The organism is Pseudomonas izuensis (assembly GCF_009861505.1).
In the GTDB taxonomy this organism is placed as follows: domain Bacteria; phylum Pseudomonadota; class Gammaproteobacteria; order Pseudomonadales; family Pseudomonadaceae; genus Aquipseudomonas; species Aquipseudomonas izuensis.
Map to the genome: position 1 here is coordinate 1 of NZ_WTFT01000040.1, position 16,903 is coordinate 16,903.

Annotated in this window: 16 protein-coding genes and 1 pseudogene; 10 read left to right on the plus strand and 7 right to left on the minus strand. The window is 59.6% G+C overall.

The features are described 5' to 3' along the window. Both GPL81_RS26060 and GPL81_RS26065 read left to right on the plus strand, forming a co-directional pair. The coding region (locus GPL81_RS26060) for a hypothetical protein (RefSeq protein WP_160109054.1) at positions 1-199 on the plus strand (199 nt) is incomplete at its 5' end. Between the two features lie 88 nt (positions 200-287). Continuing rightward, positions 288-617 (plus strand): hypothetical protein, encoded by a 330-nt coding sequence (locus GPL81_RS26065; protein WP_160109055.1) that lies wholly within the window; start codon positions 288-290, stop codon positions 615-617. Positions 618-693: 76 nt separating this feature from the next. On the opposite strand, the gene GPL81_RS26070 is transcribed toward GPL81_RS26065, so the two are convergent. Together GPL81_RS26070 and GPL81_RS26075 are read right to left on the minus strand one after the other, a co-directional pair. Then, on the minus strand, positions 694-1,743 hold the full coding sequence (locus tag GPL81_RS26070) for an alpha/beta fold hydrolase (RefSeq protein ID WP_160109056.1): 1,050 nt from the start codon (positions 1,741-1,743) through the stop codon (positions 694-696). Positions 1,744-2,184: 441 nt separating this feature from the next. After that, on the minus strand, positions 2,185-3,270 hold the full coding sequence (locus tag GPL81_RS26075) for an aldo/keto reductase (protein ID WP_160109057.1): 1,086 nt from the start codon (positions 3,268-3,270) through the stop codon (positions 2,185-2,187). A 200-nt stretch (positions 3,271-3,470) separates the two neighbouring features. Here GPL81_RS26075 and GPL81_RS26080 point away from each other — a divergent pair, with 200 nt between their 5' ends. After that, entirely contained in the window at positions 3,471-4,031 is a 561-nt protein-coding gene (locus GPL81_RS26080) for a TetR/AcrR family transcriptional regulator (protein WP_160109058.1), read from the plus strand. 415 nt (positions 4,032-4,446) lie between these two features. On the opposite strand, the gene GPL81_RS26090 is transcribed toward GPL81_RS26080, so the two are convergent. Further along, on the minus strand, positions 4,447-5,175 hold the full coding sequence (locus GPL81_RS26090; protein WP_160109059.1) for a DUF6602 domain-containing protein: 729 nt from the start codon (positions 5,173-5,175) through the stop codon (positions 4,447-4,449). A 391-nt stretch (positions 5,176-5,566) separates the two neighbouring features. On the opposite strand from GPL81_RS26090, the gene GPL81_RS26095 reads away from it, so the two are divergent. The 3 genes and pseudogenes from GPL81_RS26095 (at position 5,567) to GPL81_RS26105 (ending at position 7,813) form a co-directional block, all read left to right on the plus strand. Further along, positions 5,567-5,773 (plus strand): helix-turn-helix domain-containing protein, encoded by a 207-nt coding sequence (locus GPL81_RS26095; RefSeq protein ID WP_160109060.1) that lies wholly within the window; start codon positions 5,567-5,569, stop codon positions 5,771-5,773. Between the two features lie 463 nt (positions 5,774-6,236). Next, positions 6,237-7,196, plus strand: a pseudogene (locus GPL81_RS26100) (metallophosphoesterase family protein); the annotation flags it as partial. 125 nt (positions 7,197-7,321) lie between these two features. Further along, positions 7,322-7,813, plus strand: a complete 492-nt coding sequence (locus GPL81_RS26105) for a P-loop NTPase family protein (RefSeq protein ID WP_160109061.1) — start codon at positions 7,322-7,324, stop codon at positions 7,811-7,813. Between the two features lie 106 nt (positions 7,814-7,919). Here the strand turns inward: GPL81_RS26105 and GPL81_RS26110 are convergent, their stop codons facing one another. After that, complete coding sequence (locus GPL81_RS26110) at positions 7,920-9,095, minus strand: aspartate aminotransferase family protein (protein ID WP_160109062.1); 1,176 nt, start codon at positions 9,093-9,095, stop codon at positions 7,920-7,922. 102 nt (positions 9,096-9,197) lie between these two features. On the opposite strand from GPL81_RS26110, the gene GPL81_RS26115 reads away from it, so the two are divergent. Together GPL81_RS26115 and GPL81_RS26120 are read left to right on the plus strand one after the other, a co-directional pair. Next, positions 9,198-10,103, plus strand: coding sequence for a LysR family transcriptional regulator (locus tag GPL81_RS26115; protein ID WP_160109063.1), 906 nt, complete (start codon positions 9,198-9,200; stop codon positions 10,101-10,103). Between the two features lie 75 nt (positions 10,104-10,178). Beyond that, positions 10,179-11,192: a sensor domain-containing diguanylate cyclase gene (locus GPL81_RS26120; RefSeq protein ID WP_160109064.1), complete on the plus strand. Its 1,014-nt coding sequence runs from the start codon at positions 10,179-10,181 to the stop codon at positions 11,190-11,192. A 16-nt stretch (positions 11,193-11,208) separates the two neighbouring features. Here the strand turns inward: GPL81_RS26120 and msrA are convergent, their stop codons facing one another. The 3 genes from msrA to msrB are packed head-to-tail and all read right to left on the minus strand — an operon-like array spanning position 11,209 to position 14,275. Then, positions 11,209-11,916 (minus strand): peptide-methionine (S)-S-oxide reductase MsrA, encoded by a 708-nt coding sequence (msrA, locus tag GPL81_RS26125; protein WP_160109065.1) that lies wholly within the window; start codon positions 11,914-11,916, stop codon positions 11,209-11,211. A gap of 31 nt (positions 11,917-11,947) precedes the next feature. Continuing rightward, entirely contained in the window at positions 11,948-13,723 is a 1,776-nt protein-coding gene (locus GPL81_RS26130) for a cytochrome c biogenesis protein DipZ (protein ID WP_160109066.1), read from the minus strand. Between the two features lie 39 nt (positions 13,724-13,762). Beyond that, complete coding sequence (gene msrB, locus GPL81_RS26135; RefSeq protein WP_160109067.1) at positions 13,763-14,275, minus strand: peptide-methionine (R)-S-oxide reductase MsrB; 513 nt, start codon at positions 14,273-14,275, stop codon at positions 13,763-13,765. Between the two features lie 262 nt (positions 14,276-14,537). Here msrB and GPL81_RS26140 point away from each other — a divergent pair, with 262 nt between their 5' ends. Beyond that, positions 14,538-15,257, plus strand: coding sequence for a response regulator transcription factor (locus GPL81_RS26140; protein ID WP_121105068.1), 720 nt, complete (start codon positions 14,538-14,540; stop codon positions 15,255-15,257). Continuing rightward, positions 15,254-16,774 (plus strand): sensor histidine kinase, encoded by a 1,521-nt coding sequence (locus GPL81_RS26145; RefSeq protein WP_160109068.1) that lies wholly within the window; start codon positions 15,254-15,256, stop codon positions 16,772-16,774. Before GPL81_RS26140 ends, GPL81_RS26145 begins: the two co-directional genes overlap by 4 nt. The last annotated feature ends 129 nt before the right edge of the window (positions 16,775-16,903 follow it).

Consider the following 16,903-nt stretch of genomic DNA (forward strand, 5'->3'; position numbering starts at 1 on the left):
CAATGATGACGAACAAAAGGCTTGGGATCTGTTTTTTTCGGCAGCATTGCCGCTGGCAAAAGCAGAGGGGTTGGCAAAAAGCAGCAATGTTGACGGCTCATGGGCTGAGGTGATCAAACAAGCAGCTGGTATTGCAGACAACATGATTGAAGAACGTAGAGTTAGAAAGCCCTCACCTCTAGGGGGCTTTCTCACCTAAACCAGTGATTTGATCTGGAGCCAATATGGCCTTCTACGACGAAATGGCCGCGTTGGCTTGACCAAAAGATCGCCGATGCCCCAGCGCCATGGTTAAGGCGCAGCAAGACAGTGACAGCGAACTAGCGATCATTGCGAACAAGGAAGAGGGTCGGCTGGGCAAGCAGACATTGGCGGTCAACACCTGCATCAGCGCTTTGCAGCAGCAGGTCGAGACGCTTCGGCAGCGCGGACGCCTCAGTTTCAATGCCTGCAAAGGGTCGGATGCGGCCCTTCCCGACAGGCAGAAAACGGCCATATACGGACGTTTAGCGCAGGAAAGTAAATCTGCCTCTTTCCTCCCTCGTATAAGGGCCTGGGGTGTTCGTTTCTCGCCGCATGCTCTGGTGCATTACGTCGCCTGCACTACGCTCGGGTGACACCCTTTGCCTAAAGGCCTGCAGTGCAGGGGCATCTCTCTGCTTGAGCCTTTGTTCAGGTCCGCAGAGCTCGCGATCAGTATTTGTCGACATCCACGACAGCCTGGGCAAACGCCTGTGGTGCTTCCTGCGGCAGATTGTGCCCGATGCCGCCCTCAATCGGCCGGTGCGAATATTTTCCCGAGAATTTTTTCGCATAAGCACTGGGGTCTGGATGCGGCGCACCGTCGGCGTCGCCTTGAAGGGTTATCGTCGGCACGGTGATTACGGGAAACCCTGCAAGCCGCTTTTCCAGCTCATCGAACTTTGATTCGCCTGCTACCAGTCCGAGCCGCCAGCGGTAGTTATGGACAACTACAGCGACATGATCCGGATTGTCGAAGGCCGCCGCGCTGCGCTCGAACGTGGCGTCATCGAATTTCCATTGCGGCGACGTGTTCTGCCAGATCAGCTTCGCAAAGTCGCGGTGGTATTTTTCATACCCCGCACGGCCGCGCTCGGTGGCGAAATAAAACTGGTACCACCACTGGAGCTCATTTTTCGGCGGCAGCGGTGTCCTGCCGGCTTCCTGGCTGCCGATCAGATACCCGCTAACGGACACCAACGCCTTGCAGCGTTCCGGCCAGAGTGCCGCGATGATATTGGCCGTGCGTCCACCCCAATCAAACCCGGCCAGAATCGCCTGGTCGATCTTGAGCGCATCCATGAAGGCGACGATGTCGGAGGCAACAGCCGTCGGTTGACCGTTGCGAATGGTTTCGCCCGACAGAAAGCGCGTTCCGCCATAGCCGCGCAGATACGGGACGATCACCCTGTAGCCCGCCGACGCCAACATCGGCGCGACATCAACGAAACTGTGAATGTCGTAGGGCCAGCCATGAAGCAGGATCACGACGCGGCCACCGGCCGGACCAGTTTCAGCGTATGCAACATTCAGGACGCCAGCGTCGATTCGCTTGACTGAATCGAAGGAGGTGTTCGTCCCCGCCTTGACCGTCGGCACACTTGGCGATTTTGTCTCGCCAGATTGTGCTTGCGCGGAACCGATGTCGAGTTCGGCGGACGCGAGGGTTATTAGTGCAGCGGCCAAAAAACGGCGCCGCCCAAAGTCGAGTTCTTGTGACATAGATGCCTCCGCTTGAATTCAAACAGTGACACTCACACAGCTACCCCCTGAAGAGCGCGAGCAGATTTTCGTCGATCTGATTATAGGACGACGCGCAAAAAACACGTGGCGTGCCCTGGTACATTTTTACCTGGCTACTCTGCAACACCGGCGCATCGGGGCTGTTGGCGCCTGATGTTGAACTGGGTTTTACTTGATATTGCTGAAGCGCATTTCACCATCGTCACCTTCTTGGGGGCAGCACTGGAATTTGCCGTCCGCCAGCAAACTCCATCCCCCTCGCCCATCCGGTCTCGCAACAGGGACTGACCTGCCCACAAAAAAAGCCCGCGCGCCGGGAACGGCGCGCGGGCTTCTGCGCGTATGACAACTCCTCGGCGAATGTCGAGCGTTACCTCGATGTTGCCGCGAATAGCCTTGAAGGATCTCTGCTCGCCTGCCTCAGTACCGCGCGCTGTCGCTAGCTGGTGCCCCCCACCAGGCAGGCTGGCTCTGGCCATTCACCGTCGTGCCGTGCTGGATGATCATATCGGCAAGATCTGCAAGCCGGGATATGAAGGTCGTCGACGGCGTCGACAAGCCATCCAGTTTGCCGATGTCTTCTGCCGACAGCTGCACATCCAGTGCTTTGACGTTGGCGTCCAGATGGGCGAGCGTGCGCGCGCCAAGCAGCGTGGAACTGACACCGGCGCGCGAACGCACCCAGGCCAGCGCGGCGGCTGCCACTGTGGTCTCGCGATGCAGCGCGATCTCGGACAGCGCGTCGATGAGGGCGAATTCGCGCTCTCCCAACGGCACACCTAAATGGCTCGCACGGGCGCCGCCGACGTTGCCGCCATTGGCGCGCGTGTACTTGCCAGACAGAAGACCGTTGGCCAGCGGCGACCAGGGCACCACGCCGAGGCCCAGCTCCTGCGCCATCGGGATAAGTTCGGTCTCAACGCTGCGCTCCAGCAACGAATATTCGATCTGCACTGCAATGAGCGGTGCCCAGCCGCGCAAGGCGGCGATCGACTGCGCCTGCACTACCCGCCACGCCGCGGTGTCAGAGAAGCCGATGTAGCGGACCTTGCCCGAGGAAACCAGCTGCTCGAGCGTGCGCATGGTCTCCTCCAAGGGCGTGAACTTGTCCGTCACGTGCATCCAGTACAGGTCGATGTAGTCAGTCTGCAGCCGGCGCAGCGAATGCTCGCATGCACGAATGATGGCCTTGCTGCTTGCCCCGCCACCATTGGGGTCACCGGGGTACATGTTGATGCCGAACTTGGTCGCGATGACCAGGCGATCGCGCAGGTTGCGATCACCGTCGATGAAGTCGCCGATGATCTTCTCGGAGTGTCCGCACGTGTAGCCATTGGCCGTGTCAATGAAGTTGCCGCCAAGGTCGAGGTAGCGCGCAAGGATGGCCTGCGAAGTAGAGACATTGGCGCCCCAGCCCCATTCCTCGCCAAAGGTCATCGCGCCAAGGGCAAATGGGCTGACTCGGAGACCGGAGCGGCCGAGGGAAACATATGAAGAGAGAGACATGATCGTTCTTTCCAGGAAAAGTTGAACAATTCGCAGATTCGTTGCCAACGCGCAGCGTTTTCCGCAGTTTGCGACTTCGCCGTGCAGTCGCCCTCCGGTTGGCAACCACGGACGTTTTGCCGCTCCAAGTCACTCTGACATTTATCGTCATTATGTCAATGTCATCTTGACGTTTTTTGACAAATGGTTAGCATGACGCCATGCGAACTGATAAAGAAAATCAAGTGATCGAGGCTGCGTACGGTGTCTTCTTCCGGTACGGTTTTGCCCGCACCACAATGGGGGACCTTGCGAAAGCGGCAGGAATGTCACGTCCGGCGCTGTACCTGGTCTATCCCGGCAAGTTGGAGGTCTTCCAGGCTGTTGCAGACTGGATGAGCGACAACATGCTTGAGTCCTTCCGGACCGACCTGAAGGCCGACTGGCCGCTCGAACGCAAGCTCCTGCATGTGTTGGAGGTATGCATCGCCAAGCCTTTCGAAGAGGTCAAGGCAAATCCCGATGCCTATGACCTTGTGGCCATGGACGGCCAGATGCCGGAGCTGCATCGGGTGTACGGCAAGCTGCAGGTTTACCTGAGCGATTTACTGGAAGACGCGGTAAAACAATCCGGATTGAAGACCACTGCTTGCGAGCTGGCACGCACACTGATGTCGGCGATGCGAGGTTTCAAGCTCGCGGCCAAAGATGGCAAGGACCTCAGGCAGTTGATGGCGTTACAACTCAGTCTCACGATGGCGGCGCTCGGACAGCCTGTTTGAGACGCTGGCATGCGGCCGAATCCGCATTGTTTGCATCGGGCGAAATCTGCCGTCTAATTCGCGAGTGATGTTCCGCCCGAAAAGGCAGAGTTCATGGTGACGCCGCTGGTGCTGTATTAGCCTACGCTGGCATTGCAGAAGCCTCGGTGAGGCGTCGTATGCCGATATTGTGAGTAATCGAAGTTCTTCATCAGACCAATACAACAGCATGATGGCTTCTAGCTGTTATTTCCCGGTGCTGACCGGCTGCTTCACGCCCTGAGGAAGTCAGTCAACCTAAATCGAGGTTCTTCAGGAGCGGTGAACCGCGCTTCCTCAAGGCATTCAAATAGGTCGTTTCATCGTAGAGCGTCCTGGTCTGCCAGCACCGATATAGAATCCGAATCCACTTAAACGCGGGCGTCGGACTCTGACGCTAGTCCGCAAGCCAATGAGCGTAAGCCCGGATGTCGATCATCGGCACCGTGCCGATCTCTTGCAACTTCGCGATGAGTTCCAGCAGGAAGGCTGTTGCGGGCTTGCTCTGCGGTGAAATTGTCACTACCCCTTGATCGTCAAAGCTGAACAGGCCGTGTGACGCAACACAACCGAAATCCAACCGGTTGTTCATATTCTCCGGTTGAACCTGAAGCGCCTCGACCAGCGGTTGACCCAAGGGCGGGTTCCAGTCGCTTTCAAATGTCAGCAGACCTCCGATAATGTGGTGGAGCGGTTTGGCCGCCGCGACGCCTTTGAGCCAGGGAATGGGCATGCTCGTGCGCTCCAGGCGCCGGACGCTCTCTATTTTCTCCCGAGCGTATTTCACCTGTCCGGCGTTGATCGACTGCTTTGCTTCGAAAACGGCATATACGCTTTCGGCCGGGATGACCAGTTGTTCGTTGTGCTCGAAGATCAACGGCGTGTACTGCCGGTCAAAAATGACAATGTCCATTTGCTGGCTAAACCCGTCCCTGCTATCTACGACATGCGCCGTTGCCGCTTGATAACGGCGCGGCAGGTACGTTTCAAGCAGCTCCAGCCATGCTTTTTCGCTCGCCTCACCCATGGTTCCGGGATGGCCGAATGACTGCCGCGACACGGCAAGGCTTTGCTGCACTTTATCGTGCAGACCTGACAGTAGCGTTTGAAGGGACCATTCACTCATCGAACCAAATTCTCCCAAGATCCCTGTAGAGCCGTCGCGGCTGCCTTGCGGATTATCTGCTTTTCAGCTGCGGTCAGATCACCTGAAATGCTGTTATTTGTGTTCGCTGGATCGACAATCTGCGCCGTTGGCAAAGAGTCTCGAAAATACTCCAAGCACTTCACAACGCGACGAGAGAGGGGCGACAAGAATTCAAACTGCAACGCCTTGATGACGGCGAGTTCGACATAAAATGAGGGAAAATCCAGACATTTCTGATTGCGCCACAGTTTGATGATCCGGATTTCCTGTTGCCTCCCCGCCGCAGTCACATGCGCAATGTGCTTGTCGATGTTCGTCTTTTTCCATGTGTCTTTGCGACGAACATAGAGGCTGTGATCGCTTGTCAGGTATGGGGAATCTGGCGAAAGAATTGGGGAAAAAGATCAGGCAAGCGAGGAAAGCGAAAGGTCTATCGCAAGACGTCTTCGCTCTGATTTGCCAAGTAGACCGTAGCTATATGGGGCGAATTGAACGGGGCGAAGTCAATATTACGGTCGAAAAGCTGTACCAGATTGCCAAAAATCTGGGCTGTGGCCCTGCGGAACTATTACCGTAGAAAAATATTTAAATTAATAATGTGTTTAAAACACACAGCACGTAACTGTTGCATGACTACTGGTCGCCACGGGTTTTCTAGACACTCCCCGAGTTTGCGATGTAACGTTTTTAAAACTCTACCGCTGACAGCTAGGTACGAGTTGCACTTACGGCTCCTCACCACATCTCGGAAAAGATGGTTCGTCTTTGGAGATTGATACACATATTGAAAAATTCGCTCAGTAAGAACGAACTTAAAACACTGCTGGCGTGCCGAGTGCCAACCTGGATGAAGGCTGCGTTAGGTTTTGCGACCAATTGCAGGCAGCACCTGGCTCGCAACCCGGACAGGATATGGACACCGATGGCACATCTGTCCATGTGAATATCATGTCCATACGGACATGCTTTGGGAGTTCCATAAGCCTTGTGCATTCGGCTCTTCAGGCATTGTCCATACATACCTCCATATCGACTGCCATCCCCACGATATTACCGATGACTGGAATCTTTCCGCGCAATGGGAGGAAACGGCCTACGGCCATCCGTTCTCCAAACGCATCATCGGCAACGCGTTGTTGGCTTATATGCTGTGCCAGGGCTGGGGCAATAACCCGGATGCCTTTAGCGGCGTGCTGGAAAAGGCCCGTTTGTTGAGTGTCACCGGGAATGACCGGTACCTCGACAGCGGGGCCCAGGATGCGTTGATCGACGAACTTCTGAGGTTTCAGCATTGGCATTACGTGCTGCCCACCACCCCGGCCATGGTCGTGCTCGACACCCGCACCCGGCGCTGGCGCAGCGAGGAGAACCTCAAGCAACCCTCGGGTTTGCTGGACTGGGAAGCCCTCAGCGAGCTGCAACAGGAACTGCTGGATCACCCGTCGGCGATCATCGTTTCTCCAGCGCCGGTGTTCGGCGTGAAGCTGATCGAAACCGTGCAACGGGTGTTCAGTTGGTGCGGTTATCCACTGCTGGTGGACGCGGAAAACTGGATGGCCCATCGCGGTGCGGCGCAGGTGATCCTGAACATTTTCCGACACTCACGTACACCGGGTAACTACGTGGTGCTGTCCGGCGATGTGCATTATTCCTTCGTTTATGAAGTACTGATCCGACACCGCAAGGCCGGCCCGCGCATCTGGCAGATCACCAGCAGTGGGATCAAGAACGAATTCCCGCCGACCCTGCTGGAATGGTTCGACCGCCTCAACCGCTGGCTCTACTCACCCCGCTCGCCGCTCAACTGGCTGACCAAACGCCGGCGCATGCGCATCGTGCCGCACACCCCTGAACATGCCGAGACGGGTGAGCGGTTGTGGAATTCGGCGGGGATCGGGCAGGTGTTCTTTAATGAAAAAGGGCAACCGCAGGATATCTTCCAGCACAATGCCAATGGTGCGCCGAGGACGCGGATGGTGGCGCCTGAGCAATCGGATTAAGGGCATGACCCGCGAAACCTGTGGGAGCGAGCCTGCTCGCGAATGCTATCTGTCAGTCCCTACAGTGGTGAGTGTCATACCGCCATCGCGAGCAGGCTCGCTCCCACAGTTGATTGGTGTCATCCATGGATCTCACCCGAACCCTGATCATCGGCAACTCCGGTTCCGGCAAAAGCTGGTTGGCCCGACGGCTGTCCGAGCAGTTGCAGTCGCCCTGGGTCGATCTCGATCAAGTCCACTGGCTATCCGACGAACACAGCATCGCCCGTCCCCGAAACGAAGCATTGGCCATGGCGCGCATTGCGGCCAGTGAAGAGCGTTGGGTGATCGAGGGTGTTTACGACTGGATCATCACCGAGCTCTTGCCCCGTGCGACTGCACTGATCTGGTTGAAGGTGGAAGATGAGCAGTGCCTCGCCAACATTCGCCAACGGGAGGTGGATCGGGACGAGAGCGATGAGTTGTTGATTGCGTTGCTGGAATGGGCCGACAGCTATCGAACACGTGACGGGGCCAGTGGGTGTGCTGCGCATCAACGGCTGTTCAACGCGTTTGGCGGCTCGAAGCTCCAGCTGATGGCGCGGCCTGAAATCACAGCATTCATCAGGCACCTGTAGGAGCTGGCTTGCCAGCGATGGATTCGAAAGCGCCGCGTTTACCCGGTTGAAACGCGAGATCGTTAACGATCATCGCTGGCAAGCCAGCTCCTACAGGGGATGCATTTCAAGCTGCTGCAATCGCCCGACTCACCCCTCTCACAATCATCTCCACCTCACTCTCATCAATCGTCAGCGGCGGCAGCAAGCGGATGGTCTGGCCCCTGGTCACATTGATCAGCAAGCCATGATCCCGCGCGGCGATCAGGGTCAGGTCGCGGATGGGTTGCTTGAGTTCGATGCCGATCATCAGGCCCTGGCCGCGAATCGCCAGGACGTTCGGGTGGTCGGCCAATTCCGTGCGCAATCGGTCGAGCAGCCGTTCGCCCTGGCGCTGGGCATTTTCGCGCAGGCCCTGTTCTTCGATGATGTCCAGCACGGTGCAGGCGACGCGGCACGCCAAAGGGTTGCCGCCGAAGGTGCTGCCGTGGCTGCCGGGGGTGAAGAGTTCGGCGGCTTTACCGCGAGCCAGGCATGCACCGATAGGTATGCCGTTGCCCAATCCTTTGGCCAGGGTCATGACGTCAGGGACGATGCCTTCATGCTGGCAGGCGAACCACTGGCCGGTACGGCCGATGCCGGTCTGGATTTCGTCGAGCATCATCAGCCACCCGCGCCGGCTGCACAGTTCGCGCACGGCTTTCAGATAGCCGGGTGGCGCCAGTTGAACGCCGCTTTCGCCCTGGATCGGCTCCATCAGAATCGCCACGATGCGCGGGCCGTGGGCCTGCTGCACCCTCTCCAGCACCTTGAGATCGCCGAACGGCACCTTGATGAAATCCCCCGGCAGCTTGTTGAAACCTAACCGCACCGCCGGGCCATCGCTGGCGGACAAGGTGCCAAGGGTGCGCCCGTGAAAGGCGTTTTCCATGACCACCACCAGGGGTTGTTCGATGCCTTTGTGCCAGCCGTACAGGCGCGCGATTTTCAGCGCCGTTTCGTTGGCCTCGGCCCCGGAATTGTTGAAAAACGCCCGGTCCATGCCGGAGAGCCGGGTGAGCCTGTGCGCCAGCCGCTGCTGCCAGTCGATGCTGTAGAGGTTGGACGTGTGCAGCAACAGCCCGGCCTGCTCGCTGATGGCGGCGACAATTTTCGGATGGGAATGACCGACGTTGGTCACCGCCACCCCAGCCACCGCATCCAGGTATTCACGACCGGCCCGGTCCCACAGGCGCGTGCCCAGGCCTCTGTCGAAACTCAAGGCCAAGGGTTGGTAAGTGCTCATCAGGCAGGCGGCGGTCATGACATCAGGCTCCATCAATTGTCGGTATTTTGGCAGTATGGTTAGCCACCTGAACTGGATAAACTGCGCAAAACTTCTATCATTTAAAAGCCAGGCTTGATAATGGATCTGTTCCAGGCAATGACTGTGTACGTCAGGGTAGTGGAAGCCGGCAGCATGACCGCCGCCGCGCAGCAGTGCGAAATGTCCACAACCATGGTCGGCAATCACCTCAAGGCGCTGGAGCAGCATCTGGGTGTACGCCTGCTCAACCGTACGACGCGGCGCCAGCGCCTCACGGAATTCGGCAGCGCGTATTACCAGCGTTGCCTGGAAGTGCTGGGGTTGGTGGCGGACTCGGAACGCCTGGCGGAGCAGACCCTGGATGAGCCGAGTGGCACCCTGCGCATCACCGCGCCACTGACCTTCGGCACCGAACGCCTGGCGCCGGCCTTGAGTGAATTCAGCCTGAACAATCCGCGGGTGAAACTGGACGTGGTACTGACCAATCGACGCCCGGACCTGCTGGATCATGGCTTCGACGTGGCCTTCCGCCTGGGCGCACTCGAACCCTCCAACCTGATCGCACGCCCGCTGATCGACTACACCCTGACCATGTGCGCCTCGAAGGATTATCTGGCGCGCCGGGGTACCCCGGAAAAACCCGAAGACCTGCAACAGCACGACTGCCTGGCATTCGCCTATCCGGCCGGCGATGACTGGCAATCGGTGGCACGGCAATGGCGCCTCAATGGTCCCGAGAGCGAAATCGTGGTGGCGGTCAGCGGTCCGATGGTGATCAACAGCTCAGCCGGCCTGCATCAAGCAGCCCGAACCGGAATGGGTATCGTGATGGTGCCCGATGCGCTGGTAGAGCAGGACCTCAAAAACGGCACACTGGTGCCTCTGTTGCAGCGTTATCAACTGCCGAGCCGACCGATGCACCTGGTGTACGCCCAGGATCGCTACCGTCTGCCGAAACTGCGTCGTTTCGTCGACTTCGCCATGGGGATGTGGGGCAAGCACTAGCCGGGCGGGTGCGCCATGATCTAATCTCCGTGGCAATTAAGTCATTTTGATATCAGGGCAGCAGGGAGAGCAGCGATGGGCGAGGCATCGAACATCGAACCAATGAAGTTCAATGTGTCGGACATGAACGACGGCATGCTGCACACCCTCCTCGAATTGGTCAGCGACGGCATCTGGGACTGGAATGCCAACACCGGTGTCGTCTACCGCAACACCCGCTGGTACGAAATGCTCGGCTATTCACCCCACGCCCTGGACAACACGGTGCTGGCCTGGGAAAGCGTCATTCACCCCGAAGATTATCCACGGGTCATGGCCCGGATCGATGATCACCTGAGCGGGCACAGTCCTGATTATCAGGTCGAGTATCGCTGTCGGACACAGGACGGCAGCTACGTCTGGATCGAAGACCGCGGTCAGGTGTTGGTACGCAATGCTGACGGCTCGGTGGCGCGCATGGTTGGCGTTCACCGAAGCATCGAAGACAAGCGACGCCTGGTCGAAGAACTCGAACGGCGCAATCACTCGCTGGAAGCGATGATCCAGGAGCGTACGCGGGAACTGTCCAGGGTCAATCAGCAGCTGCAACTTCAGCTCGAAGAAAACCGCAAACTGGCGCACACCGACACCCTGACGGACATCGCCAATCGTTATCGCCTGGAACAGGTGCTGCCCCGGGCCTGCGAACGCGCACAGCGTTTCCGCGAACCCCTGTCGTTGATCGCCATGGACGTCGATGACTTCAAGAACATCAACGATCACTACGGCCATGCACTGGGTGACGCGGCATTGGTGCACGTGGTCGAGAACATCAAACGTTTCGTTCGCGAAGGCGATCTGTTGGCCCGTTGGGGCGGCGACGAATTCATCATGATCCTGGCCAACACCCCATTGGCCGACGCCCGCACCCTCGCCGAGGCCATCCGCCATGGCCTGGCGGACTTGCTGCCTGTGGGCGACTTCCAGGTGACCATGAGTTTTGGCGTGGTCCAGCGCTTTGATGAAGAACAACAGACCGGTCTGATGGCCCGTGCCGATCAGGCGCTGTATCGCTCCAAGATCGCCGGCAAGAATGTGATCTCCATATAACCGCCATCCCCCACACTTACATCCCCGCCTTCACCAACACCGGTTTTTCCTGATAGCGATCCGGATACAGTTGCTTGAGCTGCGCCACCTTCGGCAGATCGTTGATCACGATGTAGGGGTAGTTCGGGTGCTCGGTCAGAAAGTCCTGATGCTCCTCTTCCGCCGGATAGAAACCGTTGTAGGTTTCCAGTTTGGTCACAATCGGTTTGTTGAACGAATGGGTGGCGTCGAGCTGGGCGATGTAGGCCTGTGCGACCCGTTGCTGCTCGCTGCTTTTGGTGAAAATGGCCGAGCGATACTGGGTGCCGGTGTCCGGTCCCTGCCGGTTGAGTTCGGTCGGGTCATGGGCCACCGAAAAGTAGATTTGCAGCAAGGTGCCGTAGCTGACCTGGCTCGGATCGAACGTGACTTCCACGGACTCCGCATGGCCGGTATTGCCATTGCTGACACGTTCGTATTGGGCGGTATTGGCTGCACCGCCCGCATATCCGGAAACGGCATTTTTCACGCCTTTGACATGCTGGAACACACCTTGAACGCCCCAGAAACAGCCGCCGGCAAAGACGGCGGTTTCGCTGTGGGCTTGGGTGGTTTCGTCAAGGGTTGGCGGCGGAATGATGACCGCTTCTTCGGCACGGCCGAAAGAGAATGCCGTGCATTGGCCGATGATGCCGGCAGCCATCAGCCCCAACAACGTACGGCGCCAGGTGAACAGGGTTTTCATGGTGCGCACTCCTGAATGATTGAAGGGATGATCAGCCGAAGGTAAAGGCGTAGGCCGATGCGCCTGGATCAAGAAATTCGATACTGAAGGTGCGGTCTTGCACGCCGCCGTTCTGGCGCACCAGCTGATACAGGCGCTGGTCAGTCACCGTGCCGCTGCCATCGGGTGCCACATCCATGCCGTGGTCATCGCCCGGTGCCCTGCCATCGATCAGCACCTTGAAGCGCACCGGTTTGCCATCGACGCCGGGCCCCAGCACCAAGTGCAGATCGCGAGCGTGGAAGCGGTAGACGATGCGACTGGCCGGCGCGCTGGCCGTGGCCCGCTCCGAGCCGACGTGCCACTGCCCGCCAAGGCTCCAGTCGTTGAGGGCCAATTGCGCCGGCGGGCTGTAGGCCGCCACCTTGTCCGGCACCAACGCGGTGTCGGGTACAAAATGCTCGGCACGCTGGTAGCCGACATAGGTTTCCGGCGATTGCACTTCGTTGTTGTCCGGCGCCATTTGCACGCCTTCGGCCCTGGCGTTGATCAGGCCGTCCGACACTTTGCCGGCACCGGCTTCACGCAGCAGTTGCTGGATGACCCGCTCCGATTCGGCGTACTCGCCTTCGCCAAAGTGGTGATAGCGAATGCGTCCCTGGGCGTCGGCAAAATAGTGCGCCGGCCAGTATTCGTTGTTGAACGCGCGCCAGATCTTGAACTCGTTATCGATGGCCACCGGGTAATGGATGCCCAGGTCTTTCATGGCCTTCGTGACGTTGTCGACGTTACGCTCGAAGGCAAATTCCGGGGCATGTACGCCGATCACCACCAGGCCCTGATCGCGGTATTTCTCGGCCCAGGCTTTCACATAGGGCAGCGAACGCAGGCAGTTGATGCAGGAGTAGGTCCAGAAATCCACCAGCACCACCTTGCCCTTCAGTGCCTGGGCATCGAGCGGTGGCGAGTTGAGCCACTGCACGGCGCCATCCAGCGGCGGAAGGTTGCCTTCGACTGGCAAGGTGCCTGGCGTTTTTTCGGCCACTTGTACCGCGCCTTCGGGCGACGGGCTTTGCGCCATCATCGCCGCACTATTGCGGGGGGATTTACCGGCCAATTGCTCCACCAACGCCTGCTCGATGCCTCCGGTAGACGCCGTCGAAAATCGCGCCAGAACCCCGGTGTCCAACCCCAGGGCAATGGCCGCCACGCCGGCCAGCATCGCCGCGCCGAGGCCGCGACGCAGCCACTCTCCAGCGCCGATCGAGCGTTTCATCGCGGCGAATACCTTGCCGCCCAGCAGCAACGCCACCGCCAGCGAGGTCGCGGCACCAGCGGCATACGCCAGCAGTAACAACGTGGTCGCGATGCTGGCGCCTTGCAGCGCCGCGCCAGTCAACAGCAGGCCCAGGATCGGCCCGGCGCAGGGTGCCCACAACAGTCCCGTGGCGACCCCGATCAGGAACGAAGCGCCGGGACGTGGCCGGGCATCGGCACCTGCTGCCTCGGACAAACGACTGCCCGCCGCGACCAGCGGTCGGGTCAGGCGCTCGGCCAATTGCGGCAGCAGCAGCGTGAGACCGAACAGCGCCACGAACACCAGCGCCAGCCAGCGCCCGTACTGATTGAGTTGCACCACCCAGCCACCGCCCACCGCCGCCAGCGTGGCGACAAAAGCGAAGGTCAGCGCCATGCCCGCGAGCAACGGCAAGCCGCTCTTCACGAACGGCTGCCCGGTGCGGGCGAAGACAAAGGGCAAGACCGGCAATATGCATGGGCTGACAATCGTCAGTACACCGCCGAGGTAAGCGAGGACCAGAAGCCACATAACGTCGACCTGCAAAAGTGAGTGGGAAGGTGTCCGGAATCAGACCGGCTGGAACTTCATCGCCAGGCCATTCATGCAGTAGCGCAGCCCGGTCGGTTTGGGGCCGTCGTCGAAGACATGGCCCAGATGCCCGCCGCAACGCCGGCAGTGCACTTCTTCACGTACGACACCGAAGGAGCGGTCCTGGCGAGTGGCCACGGCCTTGTCCAGCGGCGCCCAGAAACTCGGCCAACCGGTGCGGCTATCGAACTTGGTCGCCGAGGAAAACAGCGGCAGGCCACAGCCGGCACAGGCGAACGTACCGTCCCGGTGCTCGTTGTTCAGCGGGCTGCTGTAGGCCCGCTCGGTGCCCTCTTCGCGGAGAATCTCATACTGTTCATCGCTGAGGATGGTGTGCCATTCACTGTCGCTGTGGGTCACTTCGAAAACCTCCGCCGCGTCGGCATCGCTGATCAGCGCAGACCTTGCGGCAAATTTTGGCAATACACCCATCGCCAGGGCTGCAACCCCCAGCCCGCCGCTCGCCCAAAGAAATTGTCGTCTTGAAAACATGGTCGTCTCCGAAGTCCTGAGGCCTTTCATGGAACTCAGCCTAAGCTTGGGGTGATCGCCAAATCCTCACGGGAAGTTAAACAATTCGTGATAACTCGACGCCCGAAAACACCGCACAATGCCTGTAGGAGCGAGCCTGCTCGCGATGGTCGTTAACGATGACGCGTGGCTACCGGACTGAACGCGGCGCTCTTGAGTTCATCGCGAGCAGGCTCGCTCCTACAGGTAAAGAGCTACAGCGCAATAGCCAAAGGATAAGTGGATGGAACAGAACAAACGCGTCCTCGTGGTCGAGGACGACCTGCATATCGCCGACCTTATCTGCCTGCATCTGCGCGATGAGCAGTTCGAGGTGGTGCATTGCGCCGATGGCAACGAGGGCATGCGTCTGCTGCAGCAAGGTAGCTGGGATGCACTGATTCTCGACCTGATGCTGCCAGGCGTCGACGGCCTGGAAATCTGCCGGCGCGCCCGCGCCATGGCCCGCTATACCCCGATCATCATCACCAGTGCCCGCTCCAGCGAAGTGCACCGGATTCTCGGCCTCGAACTCGGTGCCGACGATTACCTGGCCAAACCGTTTTCCATGCTCGAACTGGTCGCCAGGGTCAAGGCGCTGCTGCGCCGGGTCGATGCCATGGCGCGCAACCTGAAGATGGACGCCGGCAGCCTGAACATCGACGGCCTGGCCATCGACCCGATCACCCGCGAAGTCGCCCTCGACGGTCGCCGCCTGGACCTCACGCCCCGGGAGTTCGATCTGCTGTACTTCTTCGCGCGCCAGCCCGGCAAGGTGTTTTCGCGCATGGACCTGCTCAATGCCGTCTGGGGCTACAGCCACGAAGGCTACGAACACACGGTCAATACCCACATCAATCGCCTGCGCGCGAAAATCGAGACCGATCCGGCGCAACCGGTGCGCATCCTCACGGTCTGGGGCCGCGGCTACAAATTCGCCGCCAGCGAGGAGCCGCAACCATGAGGTTGACCCTCACACAACGCCTGTCGCTGGTGTTCGCGGTGCTGCTGCTGGTGTGCTGCGGCACCTCGGCGTGGATGCAGGTGCGCTCCAACCAGATGCATGAACAGGAAGTGGTGCAAGGGTTGTCGCGGGATCTGGCGCAACACATCGCCCGCGACACCGTGCTGATGGACACCCAGGGCCTGATGCCCAATGCGGTGCGTGACCTGTTCAGCCAACTGATGCTGGTCAACCCTAGCGTCGAGGTGTACCTGCTCGACACCGAGGGCAAGATCGTCGGTAGCGCCGCGCCCGAGGGGCGGATACGTCGGGAACAGGTCGACCTGGCGCCGGTCCGGCGCCTGCTCAAGGGCGATGCCTTGCCGATTCTCGGCGACGATCCGCGCAGCGTCGATGCGCGCAAGGTATTCAGCGCCGCACCGCTGAAGGTCGATGGCAAGCCGGCCGGTTATCTCTATGTGGTCCTGCTCGGGGAAGACCATGACCGCATCGCCGAACGCGGCGCCACCAGCGCCGCGCTCAATACCGCCCTGCTGTCCATCGGACTGGTGGCGCTGCTGTGCCTGATTGCCGGTCTCACGGCGTTTGCCCTGATCACCCGGCCGTTGCGACGCCTGACCGACTCCGTCAGCCACTTCGACATTGACGGCGTCCCGGTCGCGCCAGCGGCCACCACACTGGTGGAAAAAGCCGCCAGCCACGATGAAATTGCCATCCTCGATGCCACGTTCCGGCAAATGCAGGTGCGCCTTGGTGAGCAGTGGCGCTCGTTGACCCGCCAGGATCAGGAACGCCGCGAGCTGGTGGCGAATATTTCCCACGACCTGCGCACGCCGCTGGCGTCCTTGCACGGTTATCTGGAAACCCTGTCGCTCAAGGACGCCACGCTGTCCCCCGCCGACCGCCGCCGCTACCTGGGCATCGCGCTGGATCAAAGCCGCAAGGTCGGCGGGCTGGCGCAGTCGTTGCTGGAACTGGTTCGCTTGGAACACGGCTTCGTGCAACCGGTGCTGGAGCGATTTTCCCTGACCGACCTGGCCCAGGACATTTTCCAGAAATTCGAGCTCACCGCCGAAGCGCGAGAGGTCGAACTCAAGGCCACCTTCGCCCCCAACGTATCGGCGGCCTGTGCCGATTTGGGGTTGATCGAGCGGGTGCTGACCAATTTATTCGACAACGCCCTGCGCCATACCCCGCCAGGTGGAGAAGTGGAACTCAGCCTGCGGCCCCAGGGATCGTTTATCGAAGTGACCGTCAGCGACACCGGCCCCGGCATCGCCCCCGAACTGCGCGAAGGGCTGTTCCTGCGTCCGTTCAACATTGGCGGCGCGCGACGTGATGGCGGGTTGGGGCTAAGGATTGTGCACCGCATTTTGCAATTGCATGGTCGCGAGATTCAGTTGATCGATGTGCCTGGGCGGGGGGCGACGTTCCGTTTCTCGCTGGCGGTGGATGAAGCCACGGCTTCGGCACTGGCCGAGCGTTCGATGAACCTCAATACACCGGGGCAGGCCTGACAGACCGCCATCGCGGGCAAGCCTTGCTCCCACAGGGAATCAGTGTCGGGCATGAATCTGTACAACGACACAATCCCTGTGGGAGCAAGGCTTGCCCGCGATGGCGTCAGCCCTTACAACATAGGGTCT